General features: G+C 44.2%; 23 protein-coding genes and 3 pseudogenes. 10 read left to right on the top strand and 16 right to left on the bottom strand.

Annotated features, from left to right (window positions below):
- Positions 1-15: 15 nt before the first annotated feature.
- The 3 genes and pseudogenes from H6F92_RS03085 to speD form a co-directional block, all read right to left on the bottom strand.
- Positions 16-195: pseudogene (locus H6F92_RS03085) on the bottom strand (L,D-transpeptidase); the annotation flags it as partial.
- A gap of 69 nt (positions 196-264) precedes the next feature.
- A complete protein-coding gene (locus tag H6F92_RS03080) occupies positions 265-579 on the bottom strand; it encodes a DUF6464 family protein (RefSeq protein WP_190356749.1) in 315 nt (104 codons plus the stop codon).
- A 59-nt stretch (positions 580-638) separates the two neighbouring features.
- Positions 639-1,046 (bottom strand): adenosylmethionine decarboxylase, encoded by a 408-nt coding sequence (gene speD / locus H6F92_RS03075; protein WP_002795793.1) that lies wholly within the window; start codon positions 1,044-1,046, stop codon positions 639-641.
- Positions 1,047-1,364: 318 nt separating this feature from the next.
- Between speD and H6F92_RS03070 the strand changes: the two genes are divergently transcribed.
- Positions 1,365-1,673 carry a HigA family addiction module antitoxin gene (locus H6F92_RS03070; protein WP_045358675.1) on the top strand — a complete coding sequence of 103 codons (309 nt, stop codon included), beginning with the start codon at positions 1,365-1,367 and terminating at the stop codon, positions 1,671-1,673.
- Positions 1,674-1,683: 10 nt separating this feature from the next.
- Here H6F92_RS03070 and H6F92_RS03065 read toward each other — a convergent pair whose 3' ends face one another.
- A complete protein-coding gene (locus H6F92_RS03065) occupies positions 1,684-2,337 on the bottom strand; it encodes a DUF4335 domain-containing protein (RefSeq protein WP_190356748.1) in 654 nt (217 codons plus the stop codon).
- A 2-nt stretch (positions 2,338-2,339) separates the two neighbouring features.
- Positions 2,340-2,966, bottom strand: coding sequence for a DUF3038 domain-containing protein (locus H6F92_RS03060; RefSeq protein WP_002754979.1), 627 nt, complete (start codon positions 2,964-2,966; stop codon positions 2,340-2,342).
- 98 nt (positions 2,967-3,064) lie between these two features.
- Between H6F92_RS03060 and H6F92_RS03055 the strand changes: the two genes are divergently transcribed.
- The 5 genes from H6F92_RS03055 to H6F92_RS03035 all read left to right on the top strand — a co-directional run bounded on the left by H6F92_RS03055 (position 3,065) and on the right by H6F92_RS03035 (position 6,198).
- Positions 3,065-3,583 (top strand): adenine phosphoribosyltransferase, encoded by a 519-nt coding sequence (locus H6F92_RS03055; protein WP_002737799.1) that lies wholly within the window; start codon positions 3,065-3,067, stop codon positions 3,581-3,583.
- Positions 3,584-3,739: 156 nt separating this feature from the next.
- On the top strand, positions 3,740-4,801 hold the full coding sequence (locus tag H6F92_RS03050) for an ABC transporter permease (RefSeq protein ID WP_072924375.1): 1,062 nt from the start codon (positions 3,740-3,742) through the stop codon (positions 4,799-4,801).
- Positions 4,802-4,868: 67 nt separating this feature from the next.
- Entirely contained in the window at positions 4,869-5,177 is a 309-nt protein-coding gene (locus tag H6F92_RS03045; RefSeq protein WP_002737657.1) for a hypothetical protein, read from the top strand.
- 3 nt (positions 5,178-5,180) lie between these two features.
- Positions 5,181-6,059: an SDR family oxidoreductase gene (locus tag H6F92_RS03040; RefSeq protein ID WP_190356747.1), complete on the top strand. Its 879-nt coding sequence runs from the start codon at positions 5,181-5,183 to the stop codon at positions 6,057-6,059.
- Positions 6,046-6,198 carry a hypothetical protein gene (locus tag H6F92_RS03035; protein ID WP_190356746.1) on the top strand — a complete coding sequence of 51 codons (153 nt, stop codon included), beginning with the start codon at positions 6,046-6,048 and terminating at the stop codon, positions 6,196-6,198. The genes H6F92_RS03040 and H6F92_RS03035 overlap by 14 nt, the downstream gene beginning before the upstream one ends.
- Positions 6,199-6,211: 13 nt before the next feature.
- Here H6F92_RS03035 and H6F92_RS03030 read toward each other — a convergent pair whose 3' ends face one another.
- The 3 genes from H6F92_RS03030 to H6F92_RS03020 all read right to left on the bottom strand — a co-directional run bounded on the left by H6F92_RS03030 (position 6,212) and on the right by H6F92_RS03020 (position 9,068).
- The gene (locus H6F92_RS03030) at positions 6,212-6,706 is read right to left on the bottom strand and encodes an ureidoglycolate lyase (RefSeq protein ID WP_190356745.1); all 495 of its coding nucleotides are present in this window, start codon (positions 6,704-6,706) and stop codon (positions 6,212-6,214) included.
- Positions 6,707-6,711: 5 nt separating this feature from the next.
- A complete protein-coding gene (locus tag H6F92_RS03025) occupies positions 6,712-8,169 on the bottom strand; it encodes an efflux RND transporter periplasmic adaptor subunit (protein WP_190356744.1) in 1,458 nt (485 codons plus the stop codon).
- 296 nt (positions 8,170-8,465) lie between these two features.
- A complete protein-coding gene (locus H6F92_RS03020) occupies positions 8,466-9,068 on the bottom strand; it encodes a GUN4 domain-containing protein (RefSeq protein WP_190356743.1) in 603 nt (200 codons plus the stop codon).
- A gap of 83 nt (positions 9,069-9,151) precedes the next feature.
- Between H6F92_RS03020 and H6F92_RS03015 the strand changes: the two genes are divergently transcribed.
- Positions 9,152-10,132, top strand: coding sequence for an aspartate carbamoyltransferase catalytic subunit (locus tag H6F92_RS03015; protein WP_002738968.1), 981 nt, complete (start codon positions 9,152-9,154; stop codon positions 10,130-10,132).
- Between the two features lie 23 nt (positions 10,133-10,155).
- Here the strand turns inward: H6F92_RS03015 and H6F92_RS03010 are convergent, their stop codons facing one another.
- Entirely contained in the window at positions 10,156-10,437 is a 282-nt protein-coding gene (locus H6F92_RS03010) for a hypothetical protein (protein ID WP_002759549.1), read from the bottom strand.
- Positions 10,438-10,678: 241 nt separating this feature from the next.
- On the opposite strand from H6F92_RS03010, the gene H6F92_RS03005 reads away from it, so the two are divergent.
- The gene (locus tag H6F92_RS03005) at positions 10,679-11,326 is read left to right on the top strand and encodes a Uma2 family endonuclease (RefSeq protein ID WP_190356742.1); all 648 of its coding nucleotides are present in this window, start codon (positions 10,679-10,681) and stop codon (positions 11,324-11,326) included.
- A 482-nt stretch (positions 11,327-11,808) separates the two neighbouring features.
- On the opposite strand, the pseudogene H6F92_RS25650 reads toward H6F92_RS03005, so the two are convergent.
- From H6F92_RS25650 to H6F92_RS02985, 5 genes and pseudogenes are all read right to left on the bottom strand, one after another.
- Positions 11,809-11,886: pseudogene (locus H6F92_RS25650) on the bottom strand (urease accessory protein UreE); the annotation flags it as partial.
- Between the two features lie 47 nt (positions 11,887-11,933).
- On the bottom strand, positions 11,934-12,485 hold the full coding sequence (locus H6F92_RS03000; protein WP_190356741.1) for a peptidylprolyl isomerase: 552 nt from the start codon (positions 12,483-12,485) through the stop codon (positions 11,934-11,936).
- A gap of 284 nt (positions 12,486-12,769) precedes the next feature.
- Positions 12,770-12,952, bottom strand: coding sequence for a hypothetical protein (locus H6F92_RS02995; RefSeq protein WP_190356758.1), 183 nt, complete (start codon positions 12,950-12,952; stop codon positions 12,770-12,772).
- 339 nt (positions 12,953-13,291) lie between these two features.
- Complete coding sequence (ureE, locus tag H6F92_RS02990; protein ID WP_190356740.1) at positions 13,292-13,768, bottom strand: urease accessory protein UreE; 477 nt, start codon at positions 13,766-13,768, stop codon at positions 13,292-13,294.
- Positions 13,769-13,845: 77 nt separating this feature from the next.
- The gene (locus tag H6F92_RS02985) at positions 13,846-14,331 is read right to left on the bottom strand and encodes a DUF4168 domain-containing protein (RefSeq protein ID WP_190356757.1); all 486 of its coding nucleotides are present in this window, start codon (positions 14,329-14,331) and stop codon (positions 13,846-13,848) included.
- A gap of 549 nt (positions 14,332-14,880) precedes the next feature.
- Between H6F92_RS02985 and H6F92_RS02980 the strand changes: the two genes are divergently transcribed.
- Entirely contained in the window at positions 14,881-15,165 is a 285-nt protein-coding gene (locus tag H6F92_RS02980) for an HU family DNA-binding protein (protein ID WP_002759570.1), read from the top strand.
- Positions 15,166-15,196: 31 nt separating this feature from the next.
- Positions 15,197-16,264, top strand: coding sequence for a threonine-phosphate decarboxylase CobD (gene cobD, locus H6F92_RS02975; protein WP_190356739.1), 1,068 nt, complete (start codon positions 15,197-15,199; stop codon positions 16,262-16,264).
- 109 nt (positions 16,265-16,373) lie between these two features.
- On the opposite strand, the gene psbC is transcribed toward cobD, so the two are convergent.
- Together psbC and H6F92_RS02965 are read right to left on the bottom strand one after the other, a co-directional pair.
- A complete protein-coding gene (gene psbC, locus H6F92_RS02970; protein WP_190356738.1) occupies positions 16,374-17,756 on the bottom strand; it encodes a photosystem II reaction center protein CP43 in 1,383 nt (460 codons plus the stop codon).
- Positions 17,740-17,883 (bottom strand): annotated as a pseudogene (locus H6F92_RS02965) (photosystem II protein D2); the annotation flags it as partial. The gene psbC and the pseudogene H6F92_RS02965, both read right to left, overlap by 17 nt.

Genomic DNA, 17,883 nt, shown 5'->3' with positions numbered 1-17,883 from the left:
TGTCTAAGTCCCATTATCTTGATAAACGTAAACTTTTCTCTCTTTCAGTTTTAGGACCAGATGGGTAGCGAGAGTTTGATTGGCTGCGGTATTCGGGGTGACGGTGCTGATTTGGTTAGCTTGGGCCGGATATAGGGGTAAACAAGTTAATCCTAATCCGATGATTAAGAGGGTCAAATTTCGTTTGAACGCCATTGTTCCCACACTCCTCAATTGCGATAGCGATGATTTTTCAGGATAGCAAATAGGGAACTTTTTGGAAGCTCAAGCCGTCTGGGCTGTGCCGGTTTTAGCTTCGTACTGCCGACAACCTTCACAGGGACCTGTGGGATTAACCGCACAACGCAAATGGGGGGAATAGGCATTAAAACGACAACTAAGATCACCGATCAAGGCCGGTTTATTTTCTGTCTCTAGAGGAATTGACAAAAAATCACTGGCCATCACCGGGCTGTATTCGTGACGATGGCGAATCCCTCTCAAACGGTTGCTTAATCTCTGTTGGGATCGGTTAATCAACCAGAGACTAACGAGAGAGGGAAAGAGGGCAAGGATAAAAACAAAGGTTATCCTGATCACGATTTCAGTTTAGGCGATCGCCAGTGCTGCTAACTTATTATTGAGGCCGGCGCTAGAAATTAGGCCATAACCAGGGAAGACTTAAGGGGTTCTTCCTTTTTGCTTTCATAAACTCCCGCAGTACTGGGGAATCCTCTGGTTAGTTCCCGCACTTTAATCTCACCTGCTTGCAGGGATTTGGTCAAAATTTCCATGGCAACCACGGGTTTACCCGCACCACAGAAGAATAAATCGGCGGCGAAATAGCCGTGTTCAGGCCAGGTGTGGATCGCGATATGAGATTCAGCTAAAGTCGCCGTCGCGGTAACTCCGTGGGGACTGAACTGGTGGACACACAAATCGATCAGCGTTGCTTCTCCTGCCGTAATTCCATCGAGGATAGCGCGACGAATGCGCTCGGGATCGTTGAGGAGGTCAGCAGGTACTTGCCAAGCATCGACAATCAAATGGGTTCCCAGTTTGGTCATTTTTTTTTCAATACTCCCTATCGAAAAACCTTCACAGATTTACCAGCATAACACAATTTTTCTAACTTGTGCAAAAAAGATCTGGTTTTTCTCGGTTACTTTCTCTAAAAACTGGGACAGAGCAGGGGAGAAGGGTGTGGGGTGTGGGGTGTGGGGTGTGGGGTGTGGGGTGTGGGGTGTCGGGTGTCGGGTGTCGGGTGTAGGGTGTAGGGTGTGGGGTGTGGGGTGTGGGGTGAAGGCTTACGTCTGCTTGACAATAGTATTGTTAGGCGTTAGGATTTGAGTGTGGTGGACTACCACTAAAATTAGCTAAATGCAATGAACAGCGACCATTTGCCCAATATCCACCCCGGTGAAATCCTCAAGTTAGATTTTCTGGAACCGCTCAATATTACCCCCTACAGACTGAGCAAAGATTTAAGCGTAGCTCAAACTCGTATCGGTGAGATTTTAGCGGGTAAGCGTAGTATCACTGCGGACACAGCTTTGCGTCTGTCACGATATTTCGGTAACAGTCCTCAGTTTTGGCTGAATCTTCAAACAGACTACGATCTCCGTCAAGCTCAGACAAAGAATGCCGAAGTTTATAACCAAATTCCTATTACTCCATTTACAGATTTAGCTTAGGGGACTAATTTTATCTAGGAGGGGGGACGGGATTAGTGGGGACGGTGGGACTGGGAGAAGCGGCGGGAATGGGTGGATTTTCGGGTTTACGGACTTGGGGGACGGGTAACAGATAGAAAAGTAGGGCGCAAGCGACAAGACTGCCTAATCCCGCCAAAAAAGGTACTGTCCGACTGGCCGCCGATTCATTCACCTTATGGTAGCGACGGGAAACTGGCTGTAATTTCAGGGTTAGGTCAGGTAAAGTGCGAGTATCGGCAAAAAATTGGTCAATCGCTTCTATTAAATCGAATAACTGCACGGTACTGATTTCTATCTTCACCGGACTTTCTGGGATGTTCAAGTCCGTTGATGGATACCAGACCAGACGATGGAGATTATGGTCAATCTTTTCTAGGTACACATGATCTGGTTCATGGACGGGGTCTTGGGGATGACGAACACCACTTAAAAATTCTTGGGCATACTGACTGACCGCTTGTACCAAATTTTCCAAGAAAACCCGACCACCTTGCAGGACTTTATTGGCCCCGATTAACCGACATTCTACGTTAGTCAAAATTGAGAGTAAAGGTCGGCTATCCCCGGGGTTAGCTGGGGCGAAATCATCGCCGAAACCATCGAGAATCAGGGTACAATTGGGCAAGCTATACTGTCTTATCATTTCTACACGATCTCCCCATCAAATAAACTAATCCAAAACCGCTGCATTCCCGTCGTACCAGTACAAAATAATAACCGATCGAGAAGGGATAAAGCCAGTTCATTTAAAGCATTTTCATCGGCTAGATAAACCGATACTTTGGCCCGGCGGGGGTTCATGCGACTGCGAAAATTGGAGCGAAATCTTTCTAGGTATTCTGATAAAAGAAAATTATTATCCACGGGTAAACCCTTTGATTCCATCTGTTGCCGCGCTAACAGTAATTGTCGGATGGATATAGCTAGGGGTTTGGCCCGATAACTGGCAATGATAACTAAAGCTTTTGCTTGGTCAAGGGTGAGACGGTCGAGGGTGTAGGAAATTCGCCACGGATTAGTACAGCGTAATCGCCAGAAAATAATCCGGTTTTTGACAATTTTATCGAGTCCTAGTTCTTTACAGAGGGCTAACAGGGCCTCCCCGGCACCGACTTCTAAGGATTCCAACGCTAATAGCATTAAATCGATATGCTGTTGGAGATGTAGGGCGCATTGCTGACTAGCAATCGGAAAATCGGGTAAAACGCTTAAAATAACTGGTTTTTCTGGGGCTGATGTTGTAGATTCGGGCGTTAGGCTAGTAGAGGTCATGATATAGGAGAACTAAAACACAAGGGCGATCGAGTCAGGGTATTGTAAATTGTATTGTATAGATAGCTGTCCCCCATTTTACGAGACACGGAAACCGAATGGATCTGAAATCACTGATTCGCGATATTCCCGACTTTCCCAAACCGGGTATTGTCTTCCGCGATATTACTACCCTACTCAATCATCCCCAAGGATTACGTTACACGATCGATACCCTAACGGCAAAGTGTCGCGATTACGGTTTATCCCCCGATTACATTGTCGGTATGGAATCGCGGGGTTTTCTCTTTGGTGTTCCTTTAGCATACCAATTAGAAGCGGGATTTATTCCCGTCCGGAAACCGGGCAAATTACCCGCCGCCGTTCACAGTATCGAGTATGATTTGGAATACGGAAGCGATAGCCTCGAAATTCATCAGGACGCGGTGGCATCCCATCATAAAGTCTTAATTGTCGATGATTTAATCGCGACGGGAGGGACGGCGAAAGCAACAGCCGATTTATTAGAAAAAATTGGTTGTGAGGTGTTAGGATTTGCTTTTATCATCGAGTTAATCGACCTCGGTGGTCGGGAAAAATTACCCGATTTACCGATTATTACCCTCATCGATTATTAGGTTTTTTTAAGTACCTAAGCAGAATTAATTACACATTTCGCTAACACTCTGGCAAGAGTGCCTATCTCAAAAATGGCAATTAATTCTGCACGACTATTTATCTCCTGACTCCTGAATTGGAGTCCCCACTAGGAAATTAACTTGGCACGATTACTTATGACGGCGACTGATGATAATTATAAGGATGCAACCGCTCGATCGAGTGCTAATGGGTTACAATCTCTCCTAACTAGCGAAACTTTTTTATATATTGTCAAGCGTGTTCTCCAGGGTTTATTAACTCTGTTGTTGGCCTCGGCGTTGAGTTTCGCTATTATCCAATTAACCCCCGGCGGTTTTCTGGCTTTGCTTGACCTGAATCCCAAGATTAGTCAGGAAACTAAAGAACAATATATTGCCCTTTTTGGTTTAAAAGACCCGCCGATTGTCCAGTATTTTAAATGGTTGTGGCAAGTGGTAACTCAGTTTAATTTTGGTCTGAGTTTTACCTATTTTCGTCCCGTGTCTTCCCTATTATTAGAGAGAATTCCAGCGACGTTATTAATGTCTTTGACTTCCATAATTTTAACCTGGGCGATTGCGATTCCCTTGGGCATTCTCAGTGCCGTCAAACAAAACCAATTTATCGATAAATTTTTCCGAGTTATCAGTTATCTTGGTCAAGGTTTCCCCAGTTTTATCACTGCCCTTTTACTGCTAATTCTCGCCCAAAATGTCTCGCCGCTTTTACCGGTGGGTGATATGACCAGTATTAACTATTCGGAATATTCCCCTATCGGTAAAGTTTTAGATATCGCTTGGCACATGATTTTACCAACTATTGCCCTGACAGTTACCAGTTTTGCGGGATTACAAAGATTGATGCGGGGACAATTATTAGATGTTCTGCGACAGGATTATATTCAAACCGCCAGGGCGAAAGGTTTACCAGAAAATAAAGTTATCTATGTCCACGCTTTACGCAATGCTATTAATCCCCTGATAACTCTTTTGGGCTTTGAATTTTCTAGTTTGTTAAGTGGGGCATTTATCGCCGAATTTTTCTTTAACTGGCCCGGATTAGGTCGTTTAATTTTGCAAGCTGTGACGGCTAAAGATTTATATTTAGTTATGGGCAGTTTAATGATGGGTGCTACTATGTTGATTATCGGTAATCTTCTGGCTGATTTACTTCTCAAAGCTGTAGATCCTAGAATTAAATTGGAGGATTTAAAGTAGGGGAAATGGTGTTGGGTTTCATGCTTCAACCCAACCTACGTTCTTTTCACTTTTCACTTAACAAAATATGTTAGCAACTACTCATTATTTACTCAGGTCAAAACAAGACGGACAATACCTAGTAGCGCGTCTGAGAAAAGGTGAAAGCGAAACTCCGGCTAGTTATCTGCTTCTGTTTAAAGAATCCTACGATGCTTTAAGTTATATCAATACCCATGCTCAGGATTTAGCCAATAATTTTTCTGTGGAAACTCTCTCAGGAACACAATTAAAGGGACTAATGCAGCGATGGGGATTTGCAGGAATTGGTTTAGTTAGTGAACCTTTGGAACCACAAGTGCAGTTTTTAGCCTACGAAAAAGGATTTAATCTCTAAACTATGAAAACGCTGTTAATCACTGGAGTTAGTGGGTTTTTAGGTTGGCATATTTACCAAAAAACTCGCTCATCTTGGGCCAGTTTCGGTACATACCTTAATCACAATGTCAATAGTAATGACCCAAATTTAATTAAAGTTAACTTAACAGACTTAGTCGCAGTTAAAGAACTTTTTCAACAGATTAAACCCGATGCGGTAATTCATGGGGCTGCCCAATCAAAACCGAATCTCTGTCAAGAATTTCCCCAAGCATCCGAGGCAATTAATCTGACAGCTTCTCTAGAAATTGCCCGTTTATGTAGTCAATATCAAATACCGCTAGTTTTTACCTCTACCGATTTAGTTTTTGATGGTAAAAATGCCCCCTATTCCGAACATGATCCCGTTTCTCCCGTCAGTGTCTATGGTGAGCAAAAAGTAGCGGCAGAAAAGGGTATTTTAGCAATATATCCTCGATCAGCCATTTGTCGAATGCCTTTGATGTTTGGTTCCCCTTCTCCCAGCGCTAATAGTTTTCTTCAACCCTTTTTAAAAACCCTCCGAGAGGGAAAAGAACTATCTCTATTTACCGACGAATATCGGACGGCTGTTGGGGTTAATAGTGCGGTGAATGGTTTACTTTTGGCATTAGAAAAAGTGCAAGGGATTATTCATCTGGGGGGTAAAGAAAGAGTTTCTCGTTATCAATTTGGTTTACTAATGGCGGCAGTTTTTAACCTTCCCAGGGAACAAATAAAACCCTGTTTACAGTGCGATGTTCCTATGAGTGCGCCGCGTCCGCAGGATGTTTCTCTTGATAGTTCTCTCGCTTTTTCTTTGGGTTATCAACCATTAAATATTAAAACCGAATTAGAGGCAATTAGAGATGAAATTACCTGAACAAAAGCAGACTATATTAATCATCTTACTCCTGTTTTTAACCGCTATTCTCATGACCAATTATTTTGAGGTAGGGATGACAGGAGTGTTGGCTTTTTTCGTTGCCTATCTTTCTAAAGGATTGCGAAAAGTTAAGTAAAAAATTAATTGTTTCAATCAATAATCTCGAATTCTATTGACTGCTCTTGGGCAAAATTATAGGTAAAATGATCGATAATATTAGTATCGCTCAATTCGAGATTATAAAAATCAATTGTCGGTTGATCAAAAAGTGGGCCAGCGTGCCAAGTTCCCACCTCTAATTTAATAAAACAGTCCCCAGGTATGCGAAAAACCTTTAATTTTTCTAAATCCGGTTGAGGATGAGGACTAGGGGGGGCCACTCCTAAAAACCACTCTTGTCCCCCCAAAGAACCAAGACATTGGGTACATTGACTATGACGAGTAATTCGCTTAAATTTACGTCCGCGAGTCTGTAAACGCATAATATAAAAGCGTGGCACACCGTTTTTTAAATGCAGTTGTGCATCGCTTTCATCAAACGGTTTTCCATCATGACTAGGGATTATTAATTGACCGTAGGGACGGAAACTCTCGGCAGTAATTAGTTGCGCTGACAGGGGAAGAACGGTAATCGAATTACTCATAAAAATTACTGCTGACTAACAGTTATAGCTGTACCATCTCGGAGAGAAAGAATATTATTAATAGCAATTCTTTCCCCGGCATTTACTCCAGAAATAACCTGATAAGCTTGCCCTTGAATCGTGCCGACTTGAATTGGTTTTTGTCTGACCACTAAACGCTCCTTGGCATTTTCTTGACCTTCTTTAGCCTTTTCTTTTTCGGCCACAAAAACAAAATTTTGCGCCCCGATGCTAGTCACTGCTGTGGTGGGAATTAATACCCCCGGTTTTTGATCCCAAATTAACCGCGTCCGCACATATTGGTTATTGCGAAGACTGCCATCATTAGTAAAGGCAAATTTCACTAAAACCGATTGGGTAGCTTGGGAAACGGTGGGGGAAATAAAAGTTACTTGACCGCGAACGCCCGGGCTGCCATCGGGATTAATAATTTCCACGGGCAACCCGACGCGCAGACGCGGTTGTAATTCCACGGGAATCTGCACATTTAGTTCCAAAGTTTTATTGTTAGTTAACGAGGTTAATTCTTCACCCAGGGAGATAATATCGCCGACTTTTCTTTGATTAAAATCGCCGACAAAACCATCAATCGGGGCGGTAATGGTGTTAAAAACTAAATTCTGACGCGTCGCCCCTAATTGCCCCTCAGTGCTGGCTACCGCCGCTTGACGACTGTTCACTGTTGCCGCTGCCGCCGCCACCTGTTGCCGTGACGCTAATTCGTTTTGAATGGCGATATTTAATGCTTCTTTGTTTGCCTGTAGGGTAGCTCTAGCCGCCGTCACCTGTTGACGGGCCGCATCACGATTTTGAGACCGGGCTTCTACTTCTGCCTTGGCGGCCTGAATGTCGCGGCGGCGATCATCTAAGTCCTGTTGGGGCTGTGCGCCTTGTTTAACCAGAAATTCGGCTCTTTTTAGGTTTTTTTCCGCTAAATCTAAATTAGCTCTCGCTCTCTGTAAATCGGCTTCGGCGGCGCTCAAGGTGGCGATCTGACTTTTAACATTAGCTTCGGCATTGGCCACATTTGCCCGATTCTGGGCAATTTGGGCTTTATTTGCCCTCGCTTGCGCTTGTCTTTGCCTTAAATCCGCCTCAGACGCATTCAGGTTCGCTTTGGCCGAATTTACCTGGCCGATGCCGGCGTTTACCTGTTGCTGTTGTTGTTCGGGATCCAATTCGGCGATTTTTTGTCCCTGAGTTACCTGATCGCCAGATTTAACGAAAATAGTCCGAATCCGACCGGTAATCTGAGGGGAGACGCTAACACGCTCTTGGGCGATCAAAGTACCCACAAATTCGCTACTTTGCACTAATTTGTCGGTGCCGAGGGTTTGCAGTTTGACGGGAACAGCCGCCGGTCCAGTGGCTTGGGGGGTTTGGGGGGCGCAACCGGTGATAATTAGGGAAACGGCGATCGACGAACCGATCGCTCTCGATAGGTTAACGGATCGTTTAATCATTGTTAAATTTACGGGTTTTTAGCGGAAAAAGTGCTAGTAAATCGGAAAAGGAAGAGGAAGATGAGGAGAGAAGCTTTTCCTTAAATTTTACTCTACAGAATTGATCAGCGTGATTATTAAACTTCTGGCATAATTAATTTTTGAGGGTTCAAAAACGGCAAAAATAAGGATTAAATGGCATAAAATCCGTAAATAGACCATTTAATTGATTATTATTCATTCTTAATTCTCCTGACTACTGACTACTGACTCCTGACTCCTAACCCTAACAACAATTTTTGATTTTTACAAGAGGTCTATTGTTTGCTCTGCCCTAAGCTAACAATATTACAGGTGACTAATCTTTGGGCGAGGGTGGTGTATTCTAGGCGACCACCGGCGATCTGATACTCGTCCCGGGGCGCCGGCAGATGACCGACGGGTGCATTGAGGGTATAGTTAAGATTTTCTTTAAAAATAATCCAATCACCATCTTTACGCCAACCGATTTGATCGCCAAAAGTTTGAAAATTTTCGATCGCCACTAAGCGCCCCGGTCGATTACCTGTCTCGATAAAAATGCGAAATTGGGTACTGAAACTAAAACGACCTCCGGAAGCTTCTTTCCAGAGTTGATCCATCTTTTGCAGATCCCAACAGGCCAATTTTTGCAGGTCTTCCATAGTAAACCAGCCCTGTAATTCCCGTCCGGTTGCTTTCAGGATTAAATTACGGGTTTCATCGTTAGCTTGTCGCCAATTTTGTTGAGCGAGGAAATTTTTCAGGCGAGTGTAATTAATGCCCGTGGTCGGTGATACCATTTCCCCAGAGGTGGTAGTCTGGGCAATGATCGCCGGCAAGGGATTGAGAAATAAAGCGATCGCAAGAGTGATCTGACACAAGGAAAAATTAATTCTCATAAACCCTATTTATTAACCTGATGCAAAGAAATCCTACAATAGCATAGACGAAATTTGCCGTTTTTACCGCCTCCTTAACTCCTATGGCTTTCACTTGGATCCGACACCACATTTTGGGATTGCAAGACTGGCAACCAGAAGAATACCAAACCCTGCTACAAACGGCCTCTAGTTTTCGCGAAGTTCTTTCCCGACGTACCAAGAAAGTGCCGGCCCTACAGGGACAAGTGGTGACCAATCTTTTTTTTGAACCTTCCACCCGCACTCGTAGTAGTTTTGAACTAGCGGCGAAACGTCTTTCGGCCGATGTTCTTAATTTTGCCCCGGGTAGTTCCAGTTTGACTAAGGGGGAAACGATTCTCGATACCGCTTTAACCTATGTGGCCATGGGTACGGATATTTTTGTTATCCGACATCAACAGTCGGGGGTTCCCGATTTAATTGCCGCAGAAATGGATCGTTTGCAGTCGGGGGTGAGTATTCTTAATGCTGGGGACGGTCAACACGAACACCCTTCCCAGGGACTTTTAGACCTGTTTACGATCTGTTGTCTGTTAGATGAAGAAAATCCCCGTTTAGAACTGTTAGAGGGCAAAAAAATCGCTATTGTCGGGGATATACTTCATTCTCGTGTCGCTCGTTCCAATATCTGGAGTTTAACCACGGCTGGGGCGGAAGTACATTTGTCCGCACCCCCCACCCTACTGCCGAAATATTTTGGGGAATTGTGCGATCGCCTATTTCTCCACTGGGATTTAGAACCAGCTTTAGAAAAGGCCGATTTTGTCATGACCCTGCGACTGCAAAAAGAACGCATGACTGCCAATCTTTTGCCCAGTTTACGCGAATATCATCAAAGTTTTGGCATTACTCGTCCTCGTTTGCAATCCTGTCAACCGGGGGTGAAGGTACTTCATCCCGGTCCTGTGAATCGGGGGGTGGAAATTAGTTCCGATTTAATGGATGATCCCGATTTTAGTCTAATTTCCCAACAAGTTACCAGTGGTGTCGCTGTCAGAATGGCTTTGTTATACCTCATTGGTAATCTTCGCGGCGACCGGTAAAAGGTTCTCAGGGATTTGATCTTTTAGTCTGGTTTCATTGAAACAATCCTAAAGTTTCTATCAAGGTAAATATCATACTTTCTTCCTCCCTCACACACAGCATCTTCTGCTTCAAATAGGTTAGTCTCAACATCAAATTTCATCGCTTTAGGATTCCTACAACCCTGTTTTAGCAAAGCATCAGTCAACCGTGATGTTTCTTCAGGGGTCAAGGCTCGATAATCACTACTATTAGCTTGACCCGCATAGATTGACATCCCCATAATACTAAGGGATAGTAAGCTTATGATCGATTTGGTCTTCATTTTTTTAACTTCCTGAATACAATAAAAACATCATTCCAAGGGTTTTAAACCCAAATTTTCGGTAATTAGTTCGGCACGATTACCGATCAATTATATCTTAGGGGAAGCATACCTAGATTGCAATAAGTATAAATACTCAAGCTATCCCTGGGGCTTTTCTAGAAACTTTGACCGATACCGAATTCCGTTCTCAAGGGAAGGGTATAATTAAACTAAGAAATCAACATTTTCAGCTAAAGCCATGCAATTAGCCTTAGAACAAATTATCGTCAATCCCGGTCAACAGTTACTTTTAAAAGAGCTTAACTGGCAAAAATTTGAGACAATATTATCAGAATTAGGAGAAAGTCGTGCTTCTCGGTTATCCTACAGTAACGGAATATTAGAAATTATGGTACCTTTACCCGAACATGAAAAAGATAAAGAAATCATTAGTTATATGGTTCAGTTTTTGTTAGAAGTACTCAATATTGATTTTGAACCGTTAGGATCAACAACATTTAAAAACGAGCGGATGAATCAAGCGGTTGAACCTGATGCCTGTTTTTATATTAAAAACTATCAAGCCGTTATTGGCAAAAATAGACTTAATTTAGAAAGTGATCCCCCCCCCGATTTAGTCCTAGAAATTGATATTACTTCCCGTACTTATTTAGATAATTATCGACAGTTAGGTGTTCCCGAACTGTGGCGTTATACTCAAAGTGGCCTACAGATTAATTTATTACAAGAAGGAGAATATATTGAGTCTTTAAGCAGTCCCAATTTTCCTCAGATCCCGATTATTGAATTAATTAATCAATCTGTTAAACAAAGTCAACAACTGGGAAGAAGTGAAGCCATCAGAAACTTTAAAAATTGGCTGACGGAAAATATAGATAATAGTTGAAAAATCCTAACATTTTTGACTTAGATAAATTTGTCCGTCGAGAGTTGTATAAACTTCTTGCGGTTCAATGATTCAGTTTGTTACTAGAATCTAGTTCACAAAAATAGATTAGATCATTGTTTTGAGCAGGGGATTTTTTAACCTCAGTGGGTGTGGATAAATCAGACAGGACAGAGGTTACAGCCGTTGGTGCTAGTTCTGAAAGTACCATGGTTATTCATTCTTCGTAGTTCGATTTTTACTTTGATGATTAATCAATTCACCGAGGCCGATTAAAATTCTAGAAACTAGCAGAATGAGAGCCTCTTGATTAAGAAAATATCCCGTAGAGGCTGTTAAAAAGTTACTGTTTTCTTGTCAGTTAAATTTTGTTAAGATAATGCCCAAAAACTACAATTTATGGTAGGAAAAGAGGTAAGTCGAAACCGAGTTTGATTTTTGCTTACTCTAAATCAGAAAGGGCATTGGGCAAGATTAGCTAACTATCCCTTTTTTGCCTCTTCCAGATCATGATAGTGCTGATAAGCGCCAATTTCGGGGTTAAAGGGGGCGATTTCTTCAGCAAAATTTGTAGGGTGCAATGCAATTGCACCTTACGGGTTAATCATCAGTTAGCACTCTCTTTCTCAACTGAGAAGGGCTTATCGACTTGCAAAGCACCGCAGTCAGCAATTAGAATTTCTTCTATAGGCTGATCACGGTTGTTTGTTTGGCTTGACCCAATCTTTCTGACTACATCCATGCCACTGAGTACCTTGCCAAATACCGTGTGCCGCCCGTCGAGCCATGGAGTTTTGGCGAGCGTTATGAAAAACTGAGAGCCATTTGTATTCGGTCCCGCATTTGCCATCGACAGCCAACCGCTTCCGTAGTGGTTTAGTTCAAAGTTCTCGTCGGGAAACCGCTCACCATAGATCGACTTGCCGCCAGTGCCGTCACGATTGGTAAAGTCGCCGCCTTGGCACATGAAATTCTGGATCACGCGGTGGAATATACTGCCTTTGTAACCAAACCCCTTGGCGTGGGTTACTAATTCATAAAAATTCCTCACGGTTTTGGGTACTATTTCACCGAATAGACCGATTTCAATCCGACCTGCTGGCACACCGCCAATGGCAATATCGAAATAAACTATCTTGGTGACGAGGGTTTCGGGCATATCAATCTCCTAGTTAAAATCAATGGGGTCAAATAGTTAAAATCAATGGGTTCTTCGTTACTTGGTAAGCTAAACGGCGCTTAACCTGCATGATCCAATAGCTATAACCCTTTTGGAGTCTATATCGGTGATCCGAAGTAAAAGCCGTTTAGCTTATGGTTCGATCGGGGGCATAAATCGACTAAATTCTTATCTGGCAAGAGACTTAATTGATTAGTTCGTTCTAGAGCGAAAACAATTGACAAAAATCGCAGCAATGTCTGTCTCTATAAGAGTTTTATTCCTTATAACCCCGTCCATTGCATAACACAAACCGAAGAACCGTAAATATCATACTTTCTTCCTCCTTCACACACAGCATCTTCTGCTTCAAATTGGTTAGTCTCAACATCAAATTTCATCGCTTTAGGATTCCTAGGTTTTAAACCCAAATTTTCGGTAATTAGTTCGGCACGATTACCGATCAATTTTATGTTAGGGAAAGCATACCTAGATCACAATAAGTATAAATACTCAAGTTATCCCTAGGGCTTTTCTAGAAACTTTGACCGATACCGAATTCCGTTCTCAAGGGACTAGACATGGCGACCTACTCCTCTCTTTTTTAACTAGGGTTGGCTGAATAAATCTAAAAACCTGGTTGGATAATATCTTTAGGCTTTTTTGAAATCAAAAAGTGCCAACCATTGGAGTGAAAGAGGGGAATAAAACCCTACACCCCACACCCCACCTGCCCCCCCGATGTCGGGGGGGTTGGGGGGGGTCACACCCTGCCCCCACGAAAAACTTTTTGCCGCAAACCCTAACTAACCCTTTTTTGCCTCTTCCAGGTCATGATAATGCTGATAAGCGCCGATTTCGGGGTTAAAGGGGGCGATTTCTTCAGTTACAGTTAATCCCAAACCTTCTAACATTGCTTGTAGGACAGAATCGGGGGCCAGACGCAGATAATCGGGATTAATTTCCAGGGCTACATGACGATTACCGAGGTGATAGGCTGCTTTGAGGAGTAAATCGCTTGAAGGGGCGGTAATAGTGATAACTGGTTCGGGTTTAGCAATAATTTGAACAATTTCGCCGTTTTCTCCCCGCAGGAAATCGCGATCCTGTAGAATGGTGCCGCGGGGTAAACGAAAACAGAGGGAAAAACCTTCGGGACTGTCGAGACGATAACGGCTGCGGGTGCGTTCTTCGGCCGTAAGTAGAAGGCTAAAAACCACCGTTTCTGGGGGAGGTGGACTAGCGGTATGACGGGGGGGTAAGCGCTCGGTAAAAGTTAACATGGTAGTGGTCAATGGGAAAAAACATTCTTAATTGTAGCCCTGACTCCAGCTTGACCCGAAAAACTGAGGAACTTTTTCTATTTATTCTCCCGTTGCAGACGAATCATCTCATTTTGTACCCGTCGTCTCAAGTTATCATCGGTACGAATCCGGTTAGTAATGGCGTTAAATTCAGCGGCAGTGAAGCCATTATCTTTGACAATCTTTTTTGAGTTATTACAATAATCTACGGCAATTCTTTGGGCATCAGCTGGAAGATTATTAAAGCTTTCCCGTTGGTTACAGGTAATTGCCGGGGGACTTTTCCCTAAAATTTGCGAAATTTCCTGATAAGCTTGTTTTCTTTCGGTTTCGATCAACAAAACTGCTTTGGCATAACGTTTGATTTGGTCAGCCGTAAAATCTTGAGTATAAGCGGAAGACTGGAAACTAACCACCTCCGTCGTCCAAGAAAATTCGGGAATCACACCGCCAAGAATGGCGATTACTGCCAAAAAAGTCACAATAAAAGAACGTCTTAAGCTTTGACCTAGATCGGCTAGGGGATAGCAGTAAATCACCATGCGAGTTTGTCGCTGAATAGATAATGATAGCAAACTTTCCAGTTAAATCCTGCTTTTTTGAATATTTTTAACGATCATAAGTTCCAATTCTAGCGAATATCTCCTGGGCCCGAACCTGAATTTTTGGGCAGAAATTGCTTTGGTAAACTTTTTTAACGTTTTTGGGGGCAAAATTAGTCAAAAATCTTGGAGAGAACCGATGAACGATTTTTGGGAAGTTAGGATGCCTATCGCTTTTAGAGAATATTTATCGGCAATTTGACCAGCTAATCTCTTTTTATTAGCTTATATCGCTGTTAATCTCTCGCTTATTCTCTTTTGTCTCTCCCCTTGCTGGGGAATCGGGGGGAAATCTAGATAAATTAAAGGTTTCAGCGATTCCGATCGAGACAATTCCCGCTTAGAATAATGCAGTGGAATATATAGCCAATGGGGATTTGAGGCATTATTTAGTGATCTCGATCCTGGCGAGTCCTCAACAGGGGAACCATAATAAACTACTGACAACCACCCTAAACTCAGAAAAACCGCAAAACAAGGAGTTAGCGCATGAACAAAGGTGAATTAATCGATCAAATCGCTCTCAAAGCCTCTGTGACCAAAAAACAAGCAGATGCTGTTCTCACTGCCGCCATCGAAACCATTATCGAAGCGGTTTCTGAGGGGGACAAAGTAACCCTAGTAGGATTCGGTTCCTTCGAGGCCCGGGAACGTCAGGCCAGGGAGGGACGCAACCCGAAAACCGGCGATAAGATGGAGATTCCAGCCACTCGCGTCCCGGCTTTCTCGGCGGGTAAACTGTTTAAAGACAGAGTAGCTCCGGATAAGGAATAATTACTGTTGAGTTTCGTTCGCTGTAAGTCTTTTGCCTAGACCTAAACATGGTGGTAATCTTGACTGGGCGGCCGCCATTGCCGGCTGTCCGGTTTCCTCTATTCTCGATTTTTCTGCCAGTATCAACCCCCTCGGTCCGCCGGAAAGCGCCCTAACCGCTATTAAAAGCCATTTAACCAGTCTGACTCGTTATCCTGACCCCGCGTATTGGCAGTTGCGTTCTGCCCTCGGTCAATGGCACAATATCGGACCAGATTGGATTCTCGCCGGCAATGGTGCGGCTGAGTTATTAACCTGGGCCGGCCGGGAATTGGCCTCATTTGATAGTGTTTATGTACTAACACCCGCTTTTAATGATTACGAACGGGCCTTAAAAAGTTTTGGCGGGAAAATCTGCCAACATTCCCTAGATTTAACCAGTTTAAAGCCGGTTAATCCCGAAAAACAAGGCTTATTACTCAATAATCCCCACAATCCCACGGGGAAACTCTGGACGGTGGCGGCCATTCGTCCCTATCTATCGCAATTTGGTTTGGTGGTAGTGGATGAAGCTTTTATGGATTTTTTACCCCCGCAACAACAGGAGAGTTTAATATCTCTGTTGCCGGAATATCCCAATCTTGTGATTTTGCGTTCCCTAACTAAATTTTACAGTCTCCCTGGTTTACGTCTAGGATATGTCCTCGCCCATCCCGATCGCCTGTTACAATGGCAAAAATGGCGCGATCCTTGGTCGGTAAATAACTTGGCTGTGGTTGCCGCTATTGCGGCAATTGAAGATAGGGATTTTCAACAACAAACTTGGGATTGGTTAACGGCAGCCCGTGAGGATTTATGGCGGGGATTAGCTAATTTTCTGCAGTTACAGCCCCAAACCAGTGCCGCTAACTTCCTCTTAGTACAATCTCAATCTTCCTGTTTACCCCTACAGGAAGCTTTATTAAAATATCATCGAATTTTTATCCGCGATTGTCTCAGTTTCCCAGAATTGGGCAGCAATTATTTTCGGGTTGCTGTCCGTTTACCGGCAGAAAATCAACGATTATTATCGGCTTTAGAGAGTATTTTAGCCGCGTCTGATACTAAATCCGTTGAGTAACGCACAGAAAACGGGTTTCTCGGAGAAACCCGTTTTCTACTCATGCAAATTAACAACAAAAAGGCTCCCGCCAACTAGACGGGAGCCGCTGCCATCGAACTAACCGAAATTAGTCGAGGTCAGGCATTGCCAATGCGGGTTCAGTCTCGCGGTCAATTCCTTTCTCGAAACCAGCGGCGGCGGCGCGAGCGCGTCCAGCGTGCCAGAGGTGTCCAATCAGGAAGAAGAAGGCGAGGGTGAAGTGAGAGGTAGCCAACCAAGCGCGAGGAGACACATAGTTAAACGAGTTAACGTCAGTGATAACCCCACCCACAGAGTTCAAGGAACCTAAAGGAGCGTGGGTCATGTATTCAGCCGCGCGGCGTACTTGCCAGGGTTGCACGTCATTTCTGATTTTGTCTAGGTCCAAACCGTTAGGACCGCGGAGGGGTTCTAACCAGGGACCGCGGAAATCCCAGAAACGCATGGTTTCACCACCGAAGATGATTTCGCCAGTGGGAGAGCGCATCAGGTATTTACCTAGACCGGTGGGGCCTTGGGCAGAAGCGACGTTAGCACCTAAGCGTTGGTCACGCACCAAGAAGGTGAAAGCTTGAGATTGGGAAGCTTCCATACCGGTCGGACCGTAGAATTCACTGGGATAGGCGGTGTTGTTAAACCAAACGTAAACGGCGGCGATAAAGCCCATCATGGAAAGAGCGCCCAAACTGTAGGACAGATAGGCTTCTCCAGACCAGATGAAAGCGCGACGCGCCCAAGCAAAAGGTTTGGTGAGAATGTGCCAGATACCGCCACCGATACAGATTAAGCCAATCCAGATGTGACCGCCGATGATATCTTCCATGTTGTTGACGCTGATAATCCAGCCTTCGCCACCGAAAGGAGCTTTGGTCAGATAACCAAAGATAACTGCGGGGTTGAGGGTAGGATTAGTGATGATGCGGACATCACCGCCACCGGGAGCCCAGGTATCATAGACACCGCCAAAGAACATGGCTTTAAATACCAACAACAGCGCGCCACAACCCAAGAGAATCAGGTGATAACCGATGATGTTGGTCATTTGGTTTTTGTCTTTCCAGTCGTAACCGAAGAAATTAGAGTATTCCTCTAGGGTTTCCGGTCCGCGGATAGCGTGGTAGATACCACCAAAACCGAGTACAGCCGAAGAAATTAAGTGCAGAACACCGGCGACGAAGTAGGGGAAGGTATCGACTACTTCACCACCAGGACCGACCCCAAAACCGAGGGTAGCTAAGTGGGGAAGCAGGATTAAACCCTGTTCGTACATCGGTTTTTCGGGGATAAAGTGGGCGGTTTCAAACAGGGTCATCGCCCCGGCCCAGAAAACGATTAAACCAGCGTGGGCGACGTGAGCGCCGAGCAGTTTACCGGAGAGGTTGATAAGACGAGCGTTACCAGACCACCAAGCGAAGCCGGTGGAACTTTGGTCACGACCACTAGCGGTAGGGATATTAGAGAGCGTTACCACGCGGGAGAACCTCCTCAGGGAAGATAAAGTTTTCGTGGGGTTGGTCTTGGGGAGCCATCCAAGCTCTCAGACCTTCGTTAAGCAGAATATTTTTAGTGTAGAAGGTTTCAAATTCCGGGTCTTCGGC

It is taken from the genome of Microcystis wesenbergii FACHB-1317, from assembly GCF_014696875.1.
Lineage (GTDB): Bacteria > Cyanobacteriota > Cyanobacteriia > Cyanobacteriales > Microcystaceae > Microcystis > Microcystis wesenbergii_A.
This window is presented reverse-complemented; position numbering and strand designations above follow the sequence as displayed.

Excerpts from the sequence above, each read along its gene's own strand:
- speD (WP_002795793.1), bottom strand. The coding sequence starts at position 1,046 with ATGACCAAACTGGGAACCCATTTGATTGTCGATGCTTGGCAAGTACCT.
- H6F92_RS03070 (WP_045358675.1), top strand. The coding sequence starts at position 1,365 with ATGAACAGCGACCATTTGCCCAATATCCACCCCGGTGAAATCCTCAAG.
- H6F92_RS03065 (WP_190356748.1), bottom strand. The coding sequence starts at position 2,337 with ATGATAAGACAGTATAGCTTGCCCAATTGTACCCTGATTCTCGATGGT.
- H6F92_RS03060 (WP_002754979.1), bottom strand. The coding sequence starts at position 2,966 with ATGACCTCTACTAGCCTAACGCCCGAATCTACAACATCAGCCCCAGAA.
- H6F92_RS03055 (WP_002737799.1), top strand. The coding sequence starts at position 3,065 with ATGGATCTGAAATCACTGATTCGCGATATTCCCGACTTTCCCAAACCG.
- H6F92_RS03050 (WP_072924375.1), top strand. The coding sequence starts at position 3,740 with ATGACGGCGACTGATGATAATTATAAGGATGCAACCGCTCGATCGAGT.
- H6F92_RS03045 (WP_002737657.1), top strand. The coding sequence starts at position 4,869 with ATGTTAGCAACTACTCATTATTTACTCAGGTCAAAACAAGACGGACAA.
- H6F92_RS03040 (WP_190356747.1), top strand. The coding sequence starts at position 5,181 with ATGAAAACGCTGTTAATCACTGGAGTTAGTGGGTTTTTAGGTTGGCAT.
- H6F92_RS03035 (WP_190356746.1), top strand. The coding sequence starts at position 6,046 with ATGAAATTACCTGAACAAAAGCAGACTATATTAATCATCTTACTCCTG.
- H6F92_RS03030 (WP_190356745.1), bottom strand. The coding sequence starts at position 6,706 with ATGAGTAATTCGATTACCGTTCTTCCCCTGTCAGCGCAACTAATTACT.
- H6F92_RS03025 (WP_190356744.1), bottom strand. The coding sequence starts at position 8,169 with ATGATTAAACGATCCGTTAACCTATCGAGAGCGATCGGTTCGTCGATC.
- H6F92_RS03020 (WP_190356743.1), bottom strand. The coding sequence starts at position 9,068 with ATGAGAATTAATTTTTCCTTGTGTCAGATCACTCTTGCGATCGCTTTA.
- H6F92_RS03015 (WP_002738968.1), top strand. The coding sequence starts at position 9,152 with ATGGCTTTCACTTGGATCCGACACCACATTTTGGGATTGCAAGACTGG.
- H6F92_RS03010 (WP_002759549.1), bottom strand. The coding sequence starts at position 10,437 with ATGAAGACCAAATCGATCATAAGCTTACTATCCCTTAGTATTATGGGG.
- H6F92_RS03005 (WP_190356742.1), top strand. The coding sequence starts at position 10,679 with ATGCAATTAGCCTTAGAACAAATTATCGTCAATCCCGGTCAACAGTTA.
- H6F92_RS03000 (WP_190356741.1), bottom strand. The coding sequence starts at position 12,485 with ATGCCCGAAACCCTCGTCACCAAGATAGTTTATTTCGATATTGCCATT.
- ureE (WP_190356740.1), bottom strand. The coding sequence starts at position 13,768 with ATGTTAACTTTTACCGAGCGCTTACCCCCCCGTCATACCGCTAGTCCA.
- H6F92_RS02985 (WP_190356757.1), bottom strand. The coding sequence starts at position 14,331 with ATGGTGATTTACTGCTATCCCCTAGCCGATCTAGGTCAAAGCTTAAGA.
- H6F92_RS02980 (WP_002759570.1), top strand. The coding sequence starts at position 14,881 with ATGAACAAAGGTGAATTAATCGATCAAATCGCTCTCAAAGCCTCTGTG.